This is a genomic window from Comamonas aquatica NBRC 14918 (assembly GCF_000739875.1).
Lineage (GTDB): Bacteria > Pseudomonadota > Gammaproteobacteria > Burkholderiales > Burkholderiaceae_C > Comamonas > Comamonas aquatica.
The window spans coordinates 1-16,620 of sequence record NZ_BBJR01000065.1; the positions used below are offsets into that span (position 1 = coordinate 1).

Sequence of the window (16,620 nt, forward strand, 5' to 3'; positions counted from 1 at the left end):
CGATTCACCCTGAACGTGGCCGCGATGGACGACGACCAGTTTGATCGTCTGTCCGAGGCTGAAAAGCGTCGTTTGCGCGGCGACTGATCGCCGTGTGAGCCCAGGCAGTAGCAGACCCGCCACCTGCTACTGCGCCCAATTTCTGGCGTTTTCGTCCGTAGGCCGTGACGTAAAAGGGCCTGGCCTCTTGACTGCCCATGTCATGTCATTCGCTTGAGGGCGGCGCATGTCCCAAGAACCCGACCATTCTTAGGAGCAAGACATGCTGACGAATTTTGGCGCTTTGACACCCCAGCAAAAGCTGGTGTGGAGCCGTGATACCTGGAGCGCAGCGCGCGACCAGATGTTCCTCAAGCGTTTCATGGGCAAGACCCAAAACGCCATGATCCAGGTGATCAAGGAACTGACCAAGACCGAAAAGGGTGACCAGGCCCTCATCCAGCTGGTGGCCGATCTGGTGGAAGACGGCGTGATCGGGGACAACGAGCGCGAAGGCAACGAAGAGGCCATGCAGTCGTACAGCCAGGTGATCTCGCTGGACCTGATGACCCACTCGGTACGCAACCAGGGCAAGCTGGCCGACCAGCGCACGGTGATCAGCTTCCGTGAGCAGGGCCGCGACAAGCTGGCCTACTGGCTGGGCAATCGCTTCGACCAACTGGGCTTTCTGACCATGTCGGGCATCAGCTACGAGTTCAAGAACAACGGTGCGCGCCGCACAAACTCGCCCTTCCCGAAGCTGGCGTTCGCGGCAGACGTTGCTGCGCCCACCTCCAAGCGCTCGCTGATGTGGGATGGCCAGAGCCTGGAGTTCTCCAACACCGGCAGCATCACCAAGGACTGCCTGCCCAGCTACAAGATGATCGTGGACCTGATCGCCTATGCCAAGGAGCACTACGTGCGCCCCTTGAAGGATGGCGGCAAGGATTACTTCGTCCTGCTGGTGGCGCCGGGCACCCTGGCCAACCTCAAGAAGGACCCCGACTACCAGCGCGCGGTGGTGGCCGTGGCGACCAAGGCTGGCACCGATTCCCCTTGGTTCACGGGTTCGACCGTGACCGTGGACGGCGCGGTGATCCATGAGCACAACCTGGTCTACACCACCAAGGGCGCGCCGGCTGGCAGCAAGTGGGGCGCGGGCGGCAATGTGAACGGCACCCGCACCTTGCTGTGCGGTGCACAGGCCATGGCCATGGTGGACCTGGGCGCGCCGGACTGGGTGGAAAAGCTGTTCGACTACGACAGCCGCCAGGGCATCAACATCGACAAGATGCTGGGCCTGCTCAAGCCCCAGTTCTACAGCATCTACGACGAGTCGGTCGAGGACTTCGGGATCATCGGTCTCGATCACTACATCGGCTAACCCTTTCAGCGCCCAGGCCCGCACCGCGCGGGCTGCGGGCGAAGTGGTTCCTTTTGTTGTTGAACAAGGAGAGCAGCAATGCCTATCAAGAAAAACTCCGGCCGCCAGGACCTGCTGGTGGCCTTTGTGGATGTGAAGTTCAGTGATCTGGCACCAGGTGCCAACCCCGCCATCGAGGTGCCCCACGGCGCCGTGCTGGTGGGCGGCGATGTGGTGGTGACGACGCCTTTCAACTCGGCCACCTCGGCCACAGGCACCGTGGGCGACCAGGGCGATGCGGACCGTTACGGCACCGTGGACCTGAAGCAGGCCGGCCGCACCGCGCTGACCATCACCGGCCACAAGCACAGCGTGGCAGATAGCGTGCTGCTGGGCTTTGCCCAGGTGGGCAGCGCGACGGCCGGGGCCTTGCGCCTGACCCTGCACTACTACGTGGAAGGCCGCGCCGCCTTCAGCCAGGGCTGAAACACAGTGGTGGGGCTTCGCGCCCCTTTGGCCCGGTGACCGGTGGCCCCTGTCACCGGGGTTTTTGAGCATCCCAGACCGTTGATTTCCAAGAGGTGATCCATGAAATTCCGCAGCCCAGGCGAGCAGCCTTTGCACATTGGCCTGACCAGTGGCCACACGCTGGTGATTCCCCCCGAGGGCGTTGAAGTGCCCGATATGTTCCGCCGCGAAGCCATCTCGCGCGGGGCTGAGCCCTTGGCCGATTCGGGCGCCTCGATCGCTCCCGTTGGCGATGCGGCCCAGGCCGGCAGCGGCCAGGCCGCCGCCGACAAGCGCTTTGACCTGATCAAGGAGGCCTTGCGCACCATGCTCAACGGAGCCAATGAAGAAGACTTCACCGACGGTGGCAAGCCTGCCCTGCAGCGCCTGAAGGCGGTGGCGGGCTTCAACATCACGCGCGCGGAAGCGGATGAAGCCTGGGCCCAGGTCCAAGCCGAAGAAGCCGAAGCCGGCAACAGCTGATCCAGGCAGGGCGCGCCATGAACCTCCAAGAGCTGATCAACGAACTGCGCATCGCGCTGGCGGATGAGGTGGAGCCTTGTCTGTGGAGCGATGAGGCGCTGACCAGCTACCTCAACGAGGCCGTGCAGGAATCCTGCGAGCGGGCACTACTCATTGAGGACATGACGACAGAGGCGGTATGCCGCATTGCCCTGCAGCCAGGGCAGGCCGTGTACCGCCTTCACCCGTCCGTTTTGAAGGTGGAGCGCGCCCTGGTGGATGGCAAGCCACTGACCGAGACCAGCATTGAACGGCTGGACGAGGGCATGTCCAACTGGGAGGCGCGCCGCGGTGAGCCACGCCAGTATGTGTTTGTGCAAGCTGGCGGTGCTGGCCAGCCGGCCATCCAGCTGGTGCCCGAGCCTGTTGCACCTGGGCTGCTGAAGCTGCGGGTGTACCGTGGCGCCTTGGTGCCGATGGCAGCGGCTGCAGCAGAGACCGACGCGCCGGAAATCCCTGTGCGCCACCATCGCAAGCTGATGAACTGGGCCCTGCGCTGTGCCTATCTGCGCCCCGATGCGGATGGCTATGACCGGGACCGGGCCCAAGTGCACGAAGCCATGTTTGAACGGGACTTCGGCGCGCGCCCGGATGCGAACGTGCAGCGCAAGCAGCGCGACAAGCGCCCGCGCCTGGTCAGATCCCACTGGTAACCCCGCCTAGGGTTTGAGCCGCGAGGGTGCTTTGCTGACACTGCCAGCCAGTGAAACCAGCAAAGGCACGTCATGGCCACCGATCAAGAACGCCAGCAACTGATTAACCAGATCCCGACCGAGCAGGGCCGTGCAGCACCGGCTGCGAAGCGGCTGGGCAGCTTGAGCACCTCGGAAGTCGGGCGCAACCTGACCAACACCGCCATGGCCTTGCCGGCAGTCGGGGGCGCAGTGCGTGCGGCTGCAGCAGCGCCGGCGGTGTCCCGTCTGGTGGGAGGCAGCATCGCTGGGGCGGGCAGTGTGGCCGGGGCCGCCAAGGCTGCAGCCCCTTACATCACCCCAGGCGCAGGCCTGGCTGCGGTGTCTGCTGCATCGGAAGCGGAGCGCCCAGCAGCCGCGCAGCGCTTGGCCACCTACCAGCCCCAGGGCGCGCCGCCCCAGCAGCCGGCCGCCGCGTCACCGGCGCCGGCACAAACCGCCGCCGCGGCAATCCCGAACGCTCAGACCGGCCAGATCGAGTTTGATGCGGCCACCAATACCTATTCCGGCAAGGATGTGGGCGCTGGGGCGCAGATCTTGAATGGGCGTGGCGGTGGGGCAATCAGTGCACAGAACCAGCAAGCCGCTGATCGGCTGGCCCAAATGCAGCAGTTTGAGAGCGTGGCGCGCGTGGCCGGCAGCGACAACGTGCCGCAAAGCCCCCAGCGGGGCATGCTGGCCGTGCCGACGGCCACCCACAGCGGCAACGATTGGCGGGCGCGCGAGACTCTGCGCCGTCTGAAGATGGATGCCGACAGCCTGATCCACAAGGATCCAAGGGCGCGCCGGCAGGCCCAGGCGGCGTACCAGCAGGCGGCAACGGCCGATGTGGCGGCCATGACCGGTGGGCAGACCAACATCGATGCGAAGGCGATGGAGCTGGATGCTGGGCTACAGCGCGAAGGCATGCAGCAGCAAGGGGCGAACCACCGCGCCGGCATTGGGGCCCGCGCGGCGGCTTTGAGGCTGGCCATGGATGGCCGGCGCTTGAACCTGGAGGAAACGACGCAGGGTTTCCAGAACCGCCAGGCCCAGCGGGTGGAGCAGGCCCAAGCTGCGTATCTGACTGCAGAGACCGACGAGGCGCGCAACGTGGCGCAAAAGCGGCTTGCCACGCTGACCGGGCGCGCCGATGCGGCTGACTGGGGCGTGCAGGTGACGCCGACCACCAAGAACGTGGACGGATCCACCACCCAGGGTAGCGTGATCCGCTACAACAAGCGGACCGGGGATGTGCAGCGCGTGGATGAGGGCGGCAGCGCGCCCGCGGCGCCGGAGACGGCCAACGCTGCGCAGCGTGTGCTGGGGCAGGTGTACACCGCACCGAATGGCCAGCGCGTGCGGTGGACGAAGGAGGGTTGGCAGGCTGCTTGAGTGAGGTGGAAGGGGCGGGCACAGATGAAGTGAAGCTGCCTGACACTACAAGCGAGATTGGCGTGGTGGTGTTAGGGGGTAAGGTGTTGCGCAAGTATCCAAAGCTAGCGGCCCAGTTCCATGCCTAGTACGGCCAGGGGGCCGCAGTGCGGTACTTAGCATGGTCGCTAAGAGCCGTAGTCGTCAGCGGTGGCCTGCGAGATGTGGTGTCGAAAGGTGTTGCAAGAGTGTCCAGTTTGGGCGTGAAAGTGCCATATTTGCACTGTTGAGTACAAAGTCATGTAGCGTTTGCTAAGATTCACGCTATGAAATATCCAACGCTGTTCAACGAGAAGAGGACTGCACAAGCTGCGGCTTTCTTGCTGCACCGTGCTGGAGGTAAGTTGCCTCTGTTGAAGCTCATGAAGCTGATGTACTTGGCTGAGCGTGAGTCGTTGCGCAGATTCGGTGAGCCAATTACAGGCGACAAGCTAGTTTCCATGCCCCATGGCCCGGTACTCTCGATGACGTACGAGTACATGAATGGCAACATCACCAGCAAGGAAGGTGGCTGGGCCACGTGGATTGAAGACCGTGCTGGTCATGATGTGGCTCTGCGCGATCAGAGCATGCTTCGCTCTCCTGAAGAGGATTTGCTTGAGCTGAGTGAAGATGACCTGGCGATCCTTGAAGAGACTTGGCGCCAGTTTGGACACTTGAGCAAGTTTGCCTTGAGAGACTACACCCATAGCGGTGCCTGCCCTGAATGGGTTGATCCACAAGGATCAAGTGCTGCGATTCCTTTGGATCGTTTGTTCTCAGCCCTTGGTTTCAGCCCTGAAGGTATTACTTCGGCGGTCAAGCACCTGACTGAGCAAGCACAGTTGAACGCTGCATTTAGCTGATATGCCGTGGAGCTGTGAGCAAGGAGCTTGTTTACTCGTGCCGTCTGGGCCGGAAGAGTACAAGCACTTGTTTGCAATAGCGGTGGGCCCCAAAGCTTTGGATGGCTACGGGACACAACCACACGTGATCATGGTCAGCGTGACCACAGTGAAACCGCAGTTCCCGCACGATCCTGCCTGTGTGATTAGGGCCGGAGAGCATCCATTTGTCACCCACGACAGTTACGTCTACTACCGTGACCCTCGCGTTGAGTCAGTCGCGCACGTACAGAACATGGTGGATAACGCTGTTTGGCAGGCTCGTGAACCATGCAGTCCAGAGCTGCTGCAAAAAATTCGCGCCGGCTTGCTTGCTTCGACGCGGGTTCCCAGGTACATCAAGCAGCTGATCGCTGAGTAAAAAGCCCTCGTAAGAGGGCTTTTTTGTTATGCGCCAAGCTTAAAGCGTTCGTCACTGGTGGCCTGTGCAGCTGCTAACTCCCGCTTTAGCTCAGCCAGCTCCTCTATGGTGGAGATGTACTCGATCTCAATCTCTCGCAACCAGCCTATTTCATCAGACAGGCGACTCTCGAGCATGCGAGCCTTTTTGCCATCTTCTTCGGCCTCTGCTTTCGCCAAATTTGCTTCGATCTGACTAATCGCGTCTTGAACCTTGTTTACTTTGCTCTTGGCAATTCTCGCCTGCGACTCAAGCGCTGCAATTGCCAGTTGAAGCCTCATTCCCTCGCTAAGTGCGTCTATTACGTGAGGCTTGGCGTAGGAGGTGCCAGCCGCAGGCGGCGTGTGTTCAGAGCGAGTCTTGAAGGTCTGCTCAAGACGGGCAACAACCTCAGCCGTCAACGAGCGCTTGTTCTCTAGGGCTGCAGCATCAAGCGCATCCTTGAGAGTTTGAGGTATGCGCATGTAGATGGTTGGGTCATTTCTTGCCATCTATGCACTGTGCCATGAAAAGCACTTGCAATGTTCTAAGCACCGTGTATAGAATGCATCGTGCACAGATGGTGCATAGAAAAAACTAGGAGCATTAAATGCAAGTAGGACGTGGATCACCGGCGGTTATTGTTCGCATGACTGACGAAATGAAAGCGTGGCTAAAGCACCAAGCTATTGATAACCGACGCTCACTTAATGCAGAAATACTGCATCGCTTGGAGCAAAGCCGCAAAGCAGAAGAGGTCCTGCATGAAAAGCAGGCCTGAAAAAGGAAACGCCTCTGGAGGTAGGAGTCCAGAGGCGTCGATTGTCAAAAACCAACTTCTCACAGAAGGCATCAACATGTCCGATTCTAAAGCACTGACCGTGGCAGGTACAACCGTTCGCCAAGTGGGTGGGCTCTATTCGCTGAATGACCTGCACAAAGCAGCTGGCGGAGAACCGAAGCATCAACCCGGGAAATTCTCTAGCCTTGAACAAACCAAGGCACTTATCGCTGAGCTTGGAAACTCTCCAGATTCGGAGAGTTTAAAAATCACTAACGGCCGTAATGGCGGCACCTACGCCTGCAAAGAGCTGGTGATCGCCTATGCCGCCTGGATCAGCGCAGCGTTCCACCTGAAGGTGATCCGCGTGTTTCTGGATGCGGTGCAGCCGGCCGCGCCGGCCATCGACTACGCGCGCATCAACCCCGCACAAAAGCAGGACCTGCGCGAGATCGTGCAGGCGATTGTGGATGCGGGTGTGCAAAAGCATGCCGAGACCTGGGCGCGCTTTCAAAAGAAGTTCCGCATCAACAGCTATGAGGAGCTGCCGGCCAGCCGCTATGAAGAGGCGCGGGCCTACCTGATTGCCAAGCTGCCCAACGGGTATGCCGGCGAGGTGGTGAGCGAGGTGCCCGCGCCCCAGCTGAGTTTGGACGATGCGGTGCGGTTGGACATGGCGTTCAACTTGGCCACGCAGGCCGCAGCGCAGATGCAGCGCGAGGTGTTCAAGGGGGTGATGGCGGGTGACGCCAGCTGGAAGCACGGGCGGTTGATGTTGTCGTTTGATGCAACGGGTGAGGGTGGCTTGGTATCGAACGTCAAACCGATTGATCACAATGCCTATGTGATGCCGCTGGAGCACTTTCACTGCGCGGTGGAGGATGCCCTGTTTGTGGACGCGCCGACGCTGGCCAAGCTGGTGAGTGTGTGCACCACGCGCCTGAGCCGGATGGCTGCACGTGCGCCGGGCGCGGCGCTGGCCTGAGTCGCCCTGTGTTCACATGAACCCGCTGCGGCGGGTTTTTTGTTGCACCCCGCCTAGGCGTAGGCCAAACAGACCGCCTGCGCGAATCTGGTGGGATGGCACAAGATACATCGCAAGAGCGCGGCGCAGCAGCACCGAAGCGCATTTATTCAGACGCAGAACTGGGCTTTGGGGCCAGCGGTACAGGGGCGCAGCCCACCAGCGCGCCCAAGGTCTACACCGATGCAGAGCTGGGCTTTGCCCCCCAGGCACCGAGCCTGGGGCGCTCGGTGGGCGACTCAGCGATTGCACTGGGCACCGGGGTGGCCCAGGGCGTCAAGATGGTGTCGGACGCCTTTGGGGCCAACAACGCGGTGTCGCGCCTGATGGGCAAGGGGATCCAGGCGGCCGAAGGCCTGGAGTCCGACTACCGCAAGGCAGAAAAGCAAGAGCGCGCCCGCAAGATCAAGGCCGCCGAGGATTCCGGCAGCACCTGGGAAGAGGTGAAGGCCTATGCCGGCAGCATGGTCGATGCACCGCTGGACACGACGCTGAATGCCGTGGGCTCAGTGGTGCCGACCCTGGCCGCGGCGGCGCTGACGGGTGGCGGCAGTGCGGCGGCCCAACTGGCCGCGCGCGCTGCACCGGTGGCGATTGGTGCGGTGCAGGGGGCCGGTGCGGTCAAGGGTGGCATCTACGACGCGGTGGAGCAGCGGCACTTGGAGGCCGGTGCCACCCCGGAGCAGGCCGCCGAGCGCGCCGGCGCCGCCCAGGCCTATACCGGCGACAACCTGGGCAGCATTGCCGCCGGCGCTGGGCTGGGCATGCTGGCGGGATCGACCGGGGCAGAGGCCGCAGTGCGCCGCCTGGCACGCGTGGGGGCAGCCAAGCAGGCCGCCGACGCATCGGCCGTGGGAATCGCCAAGGGGGCCGCAGTGGGCGCCGCCAAAGAAGCGCCGATGGAGGCCGTGCAGGGTGGCCAGGAGCGACTGGCCGCCAACCTGGCAGAGCAGGGCGAAGGGTTTGACACACCGACGATGCGCGGTGTCTTGGGTCAGGCTGCGCTGGAAGGCATGGCCGCCGCGCCCCTGGGCGGTGGGCTGGGCGCTGTGGAGGCCAGCGGCCGCGCTGGGCGTGCCGACCCTGCCGCTGCACGGCACAACGCCGAGGCGGCAGCGCAGGATGCCCAGGCCAAGACCGATGCCCAGCTGGCGGACGATGCGATGGTGGCCGATGCCCAGCTGCAGGCCCAGCAGCGCGCCCAGGAGCTGGCCGAGCAAGAGGCGCGCACCCCGGAGGTGCCCCAGACCCCGCCACCGGATGGGGCCGCAGCCCTGCGTGCCCAGCAGGAAGCCGCGGCAGCCGCGCGCCAGCAGGCGCTGGAGATCAGCCGCGCCGTGCAAGAGCCCGACGACGAAATCCTGCAATCCACCGGCCAGGCCGAGCCCGTGCGCCCCAGCGAAGCCATGGGCCTGCGTGCAGATGCCGGTGGCCTGGAGTCGGTGGCCGCCATGGCTGTGGATGCTGGACTGACCGAGCAGTTGCAGGCCCAGACGGCGGCACAGCAACCCGAAGCACAGCAAAAACAAGAGCAATCAGCGCAAGACCAACAAGGCATCAACGCCGAAACGGGCGAGGTGTCTGACGCGACGCGCGAGCAGCAGATCCGCGAGCGCCTGGACTTCCTGGGCCAGCAGGGGCGCGCCCAGGGCTGGTCGCCCGAAGCGGTGGCCCAGCGCGATGCCTTGCAGCAGGAGCTGGACTTGCTGAGCCCAGGCCAGCGCATCGAGCAGCTGAATGCCCAGGCGGATGCCGCTGCGGCCGAAGCCACCGATTGGGCGGGGCGCCAGTACAAGCCCAACCCCCAGGAGCTGCCAGAACACGCCGCGCAGGGCGGGCCGGCGGATGTGGGTGAGGCGAACGAGCAGCGCCGCCTCAAAAAAGTGGTGCAGGCCAAGGGGAAGGAAGCCAGCGCGCGTTCCCAGGCCGATGCGCTGCAGGCGCAGGGCAATGCAGCGGCCCAGCTGGCCGCCAAGCACGACCTGGCAGCCCTGCGCCGCAAGAAAACCGACGAGATGAGCACCGAGGAACTGCAGGCCCTGGCCGCAGACCTGGGCCCCCGGCATGTGCGTGCCAAGCGGTTGCAACAAGCGATTGCAGAGCGCGAGGCCCAGCCGCAGCCAGCTATCAACCAGGGAGTGAATGACCGTGGCCCTCAAACCGATCAAACCCAGCAAGCAAGCCCGCAACAGCCGCAAGCAGGCGCAGCGCCGGGCCTTGCAATCGACAGCGGCGCGCCAGCAGCTGGAGCGCAAGCAGCCAAGCTGATCGCCCAGGAAGGCAACCAGCGCCGTGAAGCCGAGCAGCAGCGCAAGCTGCAGGCCTCCGAGCGCTGGACGCGCATGACCACGGTGGAGCGCCAGGCCGCGGCCGAGCAGGCCCATGGCCTGAATGCGGTGGCCAAGAAGAACCTGCACAGCCGCGCCTGGGCGGACATCTCAGAAAAGAACCGCAAGGCGCTGCTGGACGTGGTGGTGCCCCAGGCCGAGGCGGCCAGCGACATGCAGGCCTTTGCGCCGGAAACAGGCACGCTGGGCATCCCGCGCGACCAGATGCCCCAGGTGCCCACCCAGTCGCACGGGGGCCTGGTCAAGCACCTGAACGCCCAGGGCATTGCCCACGAAACCACGACCGTGGACGCAGCCGCGCTCAAGCCCACCCAGGCGGAATACTCGCCCAGCAAGGTGGCACAGGCCAAGCAAGCCACGGGCGGCCGGGCGGTGATCGTGTCCAACGACGGTCACATCATCGACGGGCACCACCAGGCCATGGCTGCGGCCGAGGACGGCAAGCCTGTGAAGGCCATTGTGCTGGACGCGCCCGTGGAGCAGGCCCTGGAGGCGGTGAAGGCTTCGCCGAGTGTGCAAAACAGCGCGCAGAAGCAAGAAGCGCCGCCGACACCAGACGGCGCGGGCAATCTGCCGTTGTTCAGCAGCCGCTCAACGGCGCCAAAAACACAGCTTGCGCTGGAGCGTGTGCAGCAGATGGTGGAAACGGCCCTGGCGGACATCCCCGGCACGCCACCAGTCCACGTCGTGCGCGGCCCCGCTGACCTCGGCCTGGTCGTGGCGGGGGAGGACGTGCATTCGGGCGTCACCCTCCGCAGTGGGGACATTTACGTGTTTCAGTCCGGTGTAGGGTCTGAACTCGATGTGCTGAAGACGGTTTTTCATGAGTTGTTCCATCGAGGGCTGCGAAACATCTTGCCGACCGATCAGTATGTGCAAACCATGCTGGATCTGGCCAAGCGCGATAACCGTGTGCAGTCCAATGCTAACGCATGGAAGCGCCTGCCGATTGCTGCCGAGCAGCGGGCTGAACTGGCAAAACTGGGGTTTGCCGGCAGTGAGTTGCAGGCACGCTACGAGGCCCTGGCCATCGAGGAAGGCCTGGCCGTGGTGGCCGAGGAACTCAAGGCCGAGCGCCAGGCCGGCACGCGGTCGGTGCGGCTGCGTGCCCTGGCCGGCTGGGTGGCGGGGATTGCTGACAAGCTGGGCTTGCAGCGGGTGGGGCATGCCATTCGCCGCATGAGCTACAACGAGGCAGAGCGCTTTGTGTTGTCTGCGATCGAGGCATCTGGCCAGTCCGTGGCCACCAGCACGCAGCCCCCGGCATCGTTCCGGCGGGCAGGCACCGGCACACCGCAAGAGTTTGATGTGCCCGGCTTCTTGAAGGCGATGAACCAGGGCCGCCCGGACGTGACCGAGCACGCACGGGCCCAGGCGGTGCAGCGCGTGCAGGCGACGGCCGATGCCATCCGCAAGGCCTGGGCGAATGGGCCGGAGGTGGTGGTGGCCTTCGATATGGCCGACCCCGCCATTCCGTCCGCTGTGCGCCAGGCGGACCTGCAGCAGCGCAGCGGCGGCGCCAGCGGCGACCCTGAAGGCTTCTACTACGAGGGCAAGGCATACCTGCTGGCCAGTCAGCTGCAAACACCGAACGATGCGGCGCGCGTGCTGTTCCACGAATCCTTGGGTCACCATGGCCTGCGAGGCGCATTTGGCAAGGCGCTGGACGGCATCCTGGACGAGATCGCCACGATGCGCAAAGCGGATGTGGACGCGAAGATCCAAGAATACGGCCTGCGCGGTGGGAAGGCCCTGGACCACCGGATCGCGGCCGAGGAAGTGCTGGCCGAGATGGCGCAGAGCCAGCCCCACATCGGGTTTGTGAAGCGCGCGGTGGCGGCCATCCGGGCCTGGCTGCGCGCGCACGTGCCAGGGTTCAACAACCTGAAGGTGTCCGATGCGGAGCTGATCCGCAATTACATCCTGCCGGCGCGCGCCTGGGTGGAGCGGGGCGGCTTGCCTGCGTTGGCACAGTCAGACGTCGGGTTCAGCCGCAGTGCGATGAAATCCGTGGATGCCAATGTGGCGCGCGGCCGGCGTGCGATGCAGAAAGTGTTGCTGGACAAGGCAGACCAGCATCGCGCCATGTTTCGCAACGGCTTGGGGTGGGTGGACTTTACTTGGGGCGACAGCAAGCGCGGGGTGGCACACATCATCAAGCGCCGGATGGAGTCGGACGGTATGAGCCTGGAGAACGTTCAGCGCATGCTGCTGGACAAGGTCGTGGAGACCATCGCCGCTGGGACAGAGGTCAGGCGCACCGAAAGTGGGCTGGCGACACGTTTGGTCCTGGACCACAACGGGAATGAAGCCGTGTTGGTCAAACGCAAGGGTGCCAATGGCTGGCTGCTGACCGCTTATGAAATGGTGCCCGGTGCATCGGCGGGGGGTGCGACCCGACCCTCTGCTACGCAATCCAGCGCTACACGTTCTCGAGATGAATTGGGCGCGGGCACGCCAACTATTCTGAAGAAGAACAAGGATGTTGGCAAGAAGGACGCAACACAGGCCCAAAACGCAAAGCCGCTTGGGGAACGCACCGGGCCCAGTGCGCCAACTGTCAAAGACAGCTCTCCTTATCCCAGGAGCCAAAGCGGCGAATCAAGTTTACCGCCAGCGTCCCAAACTGACAACGACGCGCCGATGTTCAGCCGCTCCAAGCTGGCGGACCTTAAAACCAAGGGCCTGGAGCTGGCCCACAACGCGATGACCCACCCTGGCAAGATCAGCCTGTGGGACAAGACGGTGGGCACCATGCGGCACATCGCCCAGCGCTACCCGGCCTTCAAGCCGGTGTTTGAGTCGGCCCAGCAGTTCATCGATGACGTGTCCAGCGTGGCCAACGAGGCCGCCCAGATGGCCCCGCGCCTGATTCCCCGGGTGGAGAGCCTGGGCGACCTGGCCAAGAAGCCGATTTCTGTGGCGGACAACCAGGCGATTGGCAAGGCGCTGTTTGCCGGCACGCTGGACTGGGGCCGCGACCAGCACGGCAAGGCCATGCCCATGGAGGCGCTGCGCGCGAAGTACCGGGGCCTGACCACCGAGCAAAAGGCCGAGGTGCTGCTGGCTGCCAAGAAGATCGAGCCCAAGATGCTGGCGGCCTTGCGGGGCAAGAAGCTGGAGCAGTTCGACACCCTGATTAACAACAAGTTTGAGAGCACGATTCTCAAAGCGGGTGCGGCGTTCAACCACACAGAGCTGAAAGAGTTCTTCGGGCTCAATGACCAGCAGATCAGTCTGTACGACGAAGCCCGCGCGACCGTGGACAAGTCGCTGGACATCACCGCCCGCGCGGAGATGCTGCGCACGCTGGGCCGGGACTGGGACGGGATGCGAGAGATCGTGATGGACGCGCCCACGCTGACCGAGGCCTGGCAGCTGCTGGACGACGAGCTGGAGCAGCGCGCCAAGCAGCACCCGGACACGCGCGATCGGCAGGCCACGCTGATGCAGCAGCTGTCCACCACCGTGGCCAAGGCCAAGGAGCTGATGGACCATGGCTACATGCCGCTGCAGCGGTTTGGCAAGTACACGGTGGACGTGGTGGATGCGGCCGGCGAGCGCGTCTACTTCGGGATGTTTGAGAGCAAGGCCGAGAGCCACCGCATGGCCCGTGCCATGGAGCGTGAGTACCCCGGCGCCGCCGTGACCCAGGGCACCATCAACGACCAGCAGTTCAAGCTGTTTGCCGGCATCACGCCGGAGACGGCCGAGCTGTTTGGCGCGATGCTGGGCCTGGACGCCGAGGGCAACCAGGCCAAGGACCAGGCGTTCCAGGAGTACCTGAAGCTGGCCAAGAACAACCACAGCGCCATGAAGCGGTTGATCCACCGCAAGGGGATTGCCGGCTACAGCGAGGACGTGGGCCGGGTGCTGGCCAGCTTTGTGTACTCCAACGCGCGCGCTGCGGCCACGGGGCTGAACGCCGGCAAGATGGAGGCGGCGATCCACACCCTGAACACCGAGCACAAGGACCTGGGTGAGCTGGGCGAGATTGCGGCCAAGCTGCGCAGCTACATCCAGGATCCGCAGGAAGAGGGCCAGGTCATCCGGGGCATGCTCTTTGCCCAGTACCTGGGCGGCTCCATCGCTTCGGCCATGGTCAACATGACCCAGCCGTTTGCAGTGACCATGCCCTGGCTGAGCCAGTACGGCGGCATGGCCAAGGCCGGGCGCTTCATGGCCGGTGCTTTGCAGGACATGAGCAAGAGCGCCATGGACAAGGGGTTCCGGTACGCGCCGGATCTGGCCCATGCCCTGAAGATGGCCGAGGACGACGGCGTGGTCTCGCCCCAGGAAATCCACCAACTGATGGCCCAGGCGCGCGGTGCCGGGGGGCTGCGCAGCGGCGACGGCACCAAACTGGGCGATGCGCGCGCCAAGGCCTCGAACTTGTGGGAGAAGGGCAAGGTGGCCTGGGGCCAGCCCTTCGCGCTGGCCGAGCAGTTCAACCGCCGCAGCACCTTCATTGCGGCCTATCGGCTGGCCAAGGACCAGGGCATGGACAACCCGGCCCAGTTTGCCCGGGATGCCGTGGTGGAAACGCAGTTCCTGTACACCAAGGCCAACAAGCCCCAGTGGGCGCGTGGGGCCATCGGCGGGACCTTGTTCACCTTCAAGACCTATTCCGTCAGCTTCCTGGAGTTGATGCAGCGCACCTGGAACGGCGGCGAGCCTGGCAGCCCTGAGCGCGCCGCCGGCCGGCGGGCCGTGGGCTGGGCCATGTTGATGCTGATGCTCATGGGCGGCGCTGGGGGACTGCCGTTTGTGGAGGATCTGGAGGATGTGATCGACGGCGCGGGCCAGGCCATGGGCTACAACCTCAGCAGCAAGCAGTGGCGCCAGGAGTTCATGGCCGAGTGGCTGGGCCAGGAGCTGGCAGGCTTTCTGGAGCAGGGCCTGTCAGGCCTGCCGGGCGCGCCCATCGATGTGTCGGGCCGCCTGGGCATGGGCAACCTGATTCCGGGCACGGGTCTGGCCCTCAGCAAGCAAAGCAACGCGCGCGACCTGGTGGAAATGGTGGGCCCGGCCGGGGATCTGATCAAGCGCGGCTTCACCGGCGCGGGCGACGTGCTCAAGGGCATCGCCACGCTGGACGCCGCCAGCGTGGGGCGCGGTGCCCTGGAGGTGATGCCCAACGCCGTGCGCAACGCCGTCAAGGGCGCGGACATGGCCGCCAGCGGCATCTACAAGGACAGCAAGGGCTACAAGGTGATCGACACCACCTTGGACGAAGCCGTGTTCAAGATGATTGGCTTTCAGCCGCGCAGCGTGGCCGAGGTGCAGGAGGCCAACAGCTTCATGCAGCGCAGCAAGTCCTTCTACATCCAGACCTCCAACGAGATCCGCGCCCAGTGGGCCAAGGCCCTGTTTGAGAAGGACGACGCTGCCGTGGCTGCCGCGCGCGCCCGCCTGGAGCGCTGGAACAGCCTGAACCCGGATCAGCCCATCCGCATCAACATGCCGGACGTGTGGAAGCGGGCGCGGGAGATGGGCAAGGACCGCACACAGCGGATTGCGGAGACTGCGCCGACGGCGATCCGGCAGCAGATGCGGGCGGTAGCGCTAGAGCAGGGGCGGTGAGGTGCTGGGGGCGAGGGGCGTCTCTACCTTCGCCCACCTGCTGCAGTGGCGTCCAAGCAGTCACCTGCGCTTAGAAGCTCTCCCAATCATCGTTGCTGCTCCCGTTGTTGATGGGGGATTCCTGCGCTGTAGACGTACTACTTGTTGATTTAGAAGCCACTGTTGTGGCGGTGAGTTTGCCTTGGCTTTTGCTGGGCTTCAGCGGCGCCTTTGTTGCCGTGCCCGCGCTCTTTAACGCGTGATTGCTAGGTGTGGTGTATGTCGGTGTAGATACTGGGGTGTTCCCACCAACCTTAGGAGTGTTCGCATTTAGCTTGAACACGGCGACTGCCGTCACTAGCTCACCAGCCTGGGAGTTCAACGAGCTTGCTGCTGCAGCCATTTGTTCCACCAATGCAGCGTTTTGCTGTGTGGCTTGGTCCATCTGTGTGACAGCTTCGCCGACTTGGCTCACCCCTGCGCTTTGCTGACTGCTTGCAGCGCTGATCTCTCCCATGATGTCCGTCACCCGCCGGATGGATGCAACAACTTCGGTCATGGTAGCTCCGGCTTTGTCCACCAGTGCAGAGCCTTGCCCCACGCTTTCAACGCTGGCAGCGATCAAGCTCTTGATTTCCTTGGCGGCTTCGGCCGAACGGCCGGCCAGGCTGCGCACTTCGGCGGCGACTACGGCAAATCCGCGTCCCTGCTCGCCGGCGCGGGCAGCCTCGACCGCAGCGTTCAGCGCCAGGATGTTGGTCTGGAAGGCAATGCCGTCTATGACGCTGATGATGTCGGCAATCTTGCTACTGCTGGAGTTGATGCCCTTCATGGTTTCGACCACTTCGGCTACGACGTCACCACCTTGCACAGCAATGGTTGAGGCATTGACCGCCAACTCGTTCGCTGTTCGAGCGTTGTCGGCATTTTGGCGAACCGTGGAACTCAGTTCTTCCATAGAAGCTGCGGTTTCTTCCAGTGCGCTGGCCTGCTGTTCTGTGCGTGCCGACAGATCGTTATTTCCTGAGGCAATTTGCGAACTGGCGGAGGCAACGCCTTCGGCGTTCTGGCGTACTGAGCTCACAATATTGACCAAGCTTTGCTGCATACGCTGCAGCGCTTGCAGCAAGAGTCCGGTTTCGTCTTTGGATTGCACGACGATCTGA

General features: G+C 63.7%; 11 protein-coding genes. 9 read left to right on the forward strand and 2 right to left on the reverse strand.

All coding sequences use genetic code 11. The annotated features are described in order from the left end of the window. The first annotated feature begins 262 nt into the window (after positions 1 to 262). The 6 genes from CA2_RS14740 to CA2_RS14765 all read left to right on the forward strand — a co-directional run bounded on the left by CA2_RS14740 (position 263) and on the right by CA2_RS14765 (position 5,321). Complete coding sequence (locus tag CA2_RS14740; RefSeq protein ID WP_042418970.1) at positions 263 to 1,363, forward strand: N4-gp56 family major capsid protein; 1,101 nt, start codon at positions 263 to 265, stop codon at positions 1,361 to 1,363. A 78-nt stretch (positions 1,364 to 1,441) separates the two neighbouring features. Then, positions 1,442 to 1,828: a hypothetical protein gene (locus CA2_RS14745; protein ID WP_042418972.1), complete on the forward strand. Its 387-nt coding sequence runs from the start codon at positions 1,442 to 1,444 to the stop codon at positions 1,826 to 1,828. A gap of 102 nt (positions 1,829 to 1,930) precedes the next feature. Continuing rightward, complete coding sequence (locus CA2_RS14750) at positions 1,931 to 2,332, forward strand: hypothetical protein (RefSeq protein WP_042418975.1); 402 nt, start codon at positions 1,931 to 1,933, stop codon at positions 2,330 to 2,332. A gap of 17 nt (positions 2,333 to 2,349) precedes the next feature. Continuing rightward, positions 2,350 to 3,024 (forward strand): phage adaptor protein, encoded by a 675-nt coding sequence (locus CA2_RS17260; RefSeq protein ID WP_052369955.1) that lies wholly within the window; start codon positions 2,350 to 2,352, stop codon positions 3,022 to 3,024. A gap of 72 nt (positions 3,025 to 3,096) precedes the next feature. After that, on the forward strand, positions 3,097 to 4,437 hold the full coding sequence (locus tag CA2_RS14760; RefSeq protein ID WP_042418977.1) for a hypothetical protein: 1,341 nt from the start codon (positions 3,097 to 3,099) through the stop codon (positions 4,435 to 4,437). A 305-nt stretch (positions 4,438 to 4,742) separates the two neighbouring features. Next, positions 4,743 to 5,321, forward strand: coding sequence for a Panacea domain-containing protein (locus CA2_RS14765; RefSeq protein ID WP_052369956.1), 579 nt, complete (start codon positions 4,743 to 4,745; stop codon positions 5,319 to 5,321). 426 nt (positions 5,322 to 5,747) lie between these two features. Here CA2_RS14765 and CA2_RS18610 read toward each other — a convergent pair whose 3' ends face one another. Next, positions 5,748 to 6,251: an Arc family DNA-binding protein gene (locus CA2_RS18610; RefSeq protein WP_281176801.1), complete on the reverse strand. Its 504-nt coding sequence runs from the start codon at positions 6,249 to 6,251 to the stop codon at positions 5,748 to 5,750. A 98-nt stretch (positions 6,252 to 6,349) separates the two neighbouring features. On the opposite strand from CA2_RS18610, the gene CA2_RS17695 reads away from it, so the two are divergent. The 3 genes from CA2_RS17695 to CA2_RS17265 all read left to right on the forward strand — a co-directional run bounded on the left by CA2_RS17695 (position 6,350) and on the right by CA2_RS17265 (position 15,475). Continuing rightward, a complete protein-coding gene (locus CA2_RS17695) occupies positions 6,350 to 6,520 on the forward strand; it encodes an Arc family DNA-binding protein (RefSeq protein WP_081889027.1) in 171 nt (56 codons plus the stop codon). Between the two features lie 76 nt (positions 6,521 to 6,596). Continuing rightward, complete coding sequence (locus CA2_RS17700; protein WP_156106072.1) at positions 6,597 to 7,505, forward strand: KilA-N domain-containing protein; 909 nt, start codon at positions 6,597 to 6,599, stop codon at positions 7,503 to 7,505. Between the two features lie 95 nt (positions 7,506 to 7,600). Continuing rightward, positions 7,601 to 15,475, forward strand: coding sequence for a PLxRFG domain-containing protein (locus CA2_RS17265; protein ID WP_052369957.1), 7,875 nt, complete (start codon positions 7,601 to 7,603; stop codon positions 15,473 to 15,475). 70 nt (positions 15,476 to 15,545) lie between these two features. Here CA2_RS17265 and CA2_RS14795 read toward each other — a convergent pair. Beyond that, a partial coding sequence (locus tag CA2_RS14795; RefSeq protein ID WP_042418985.1) for a methyl-accepting chemotaxis protein occupies positions 15,546 to 16,620 on the reverse strand: 1,075 nt, incomplete at its 5' end.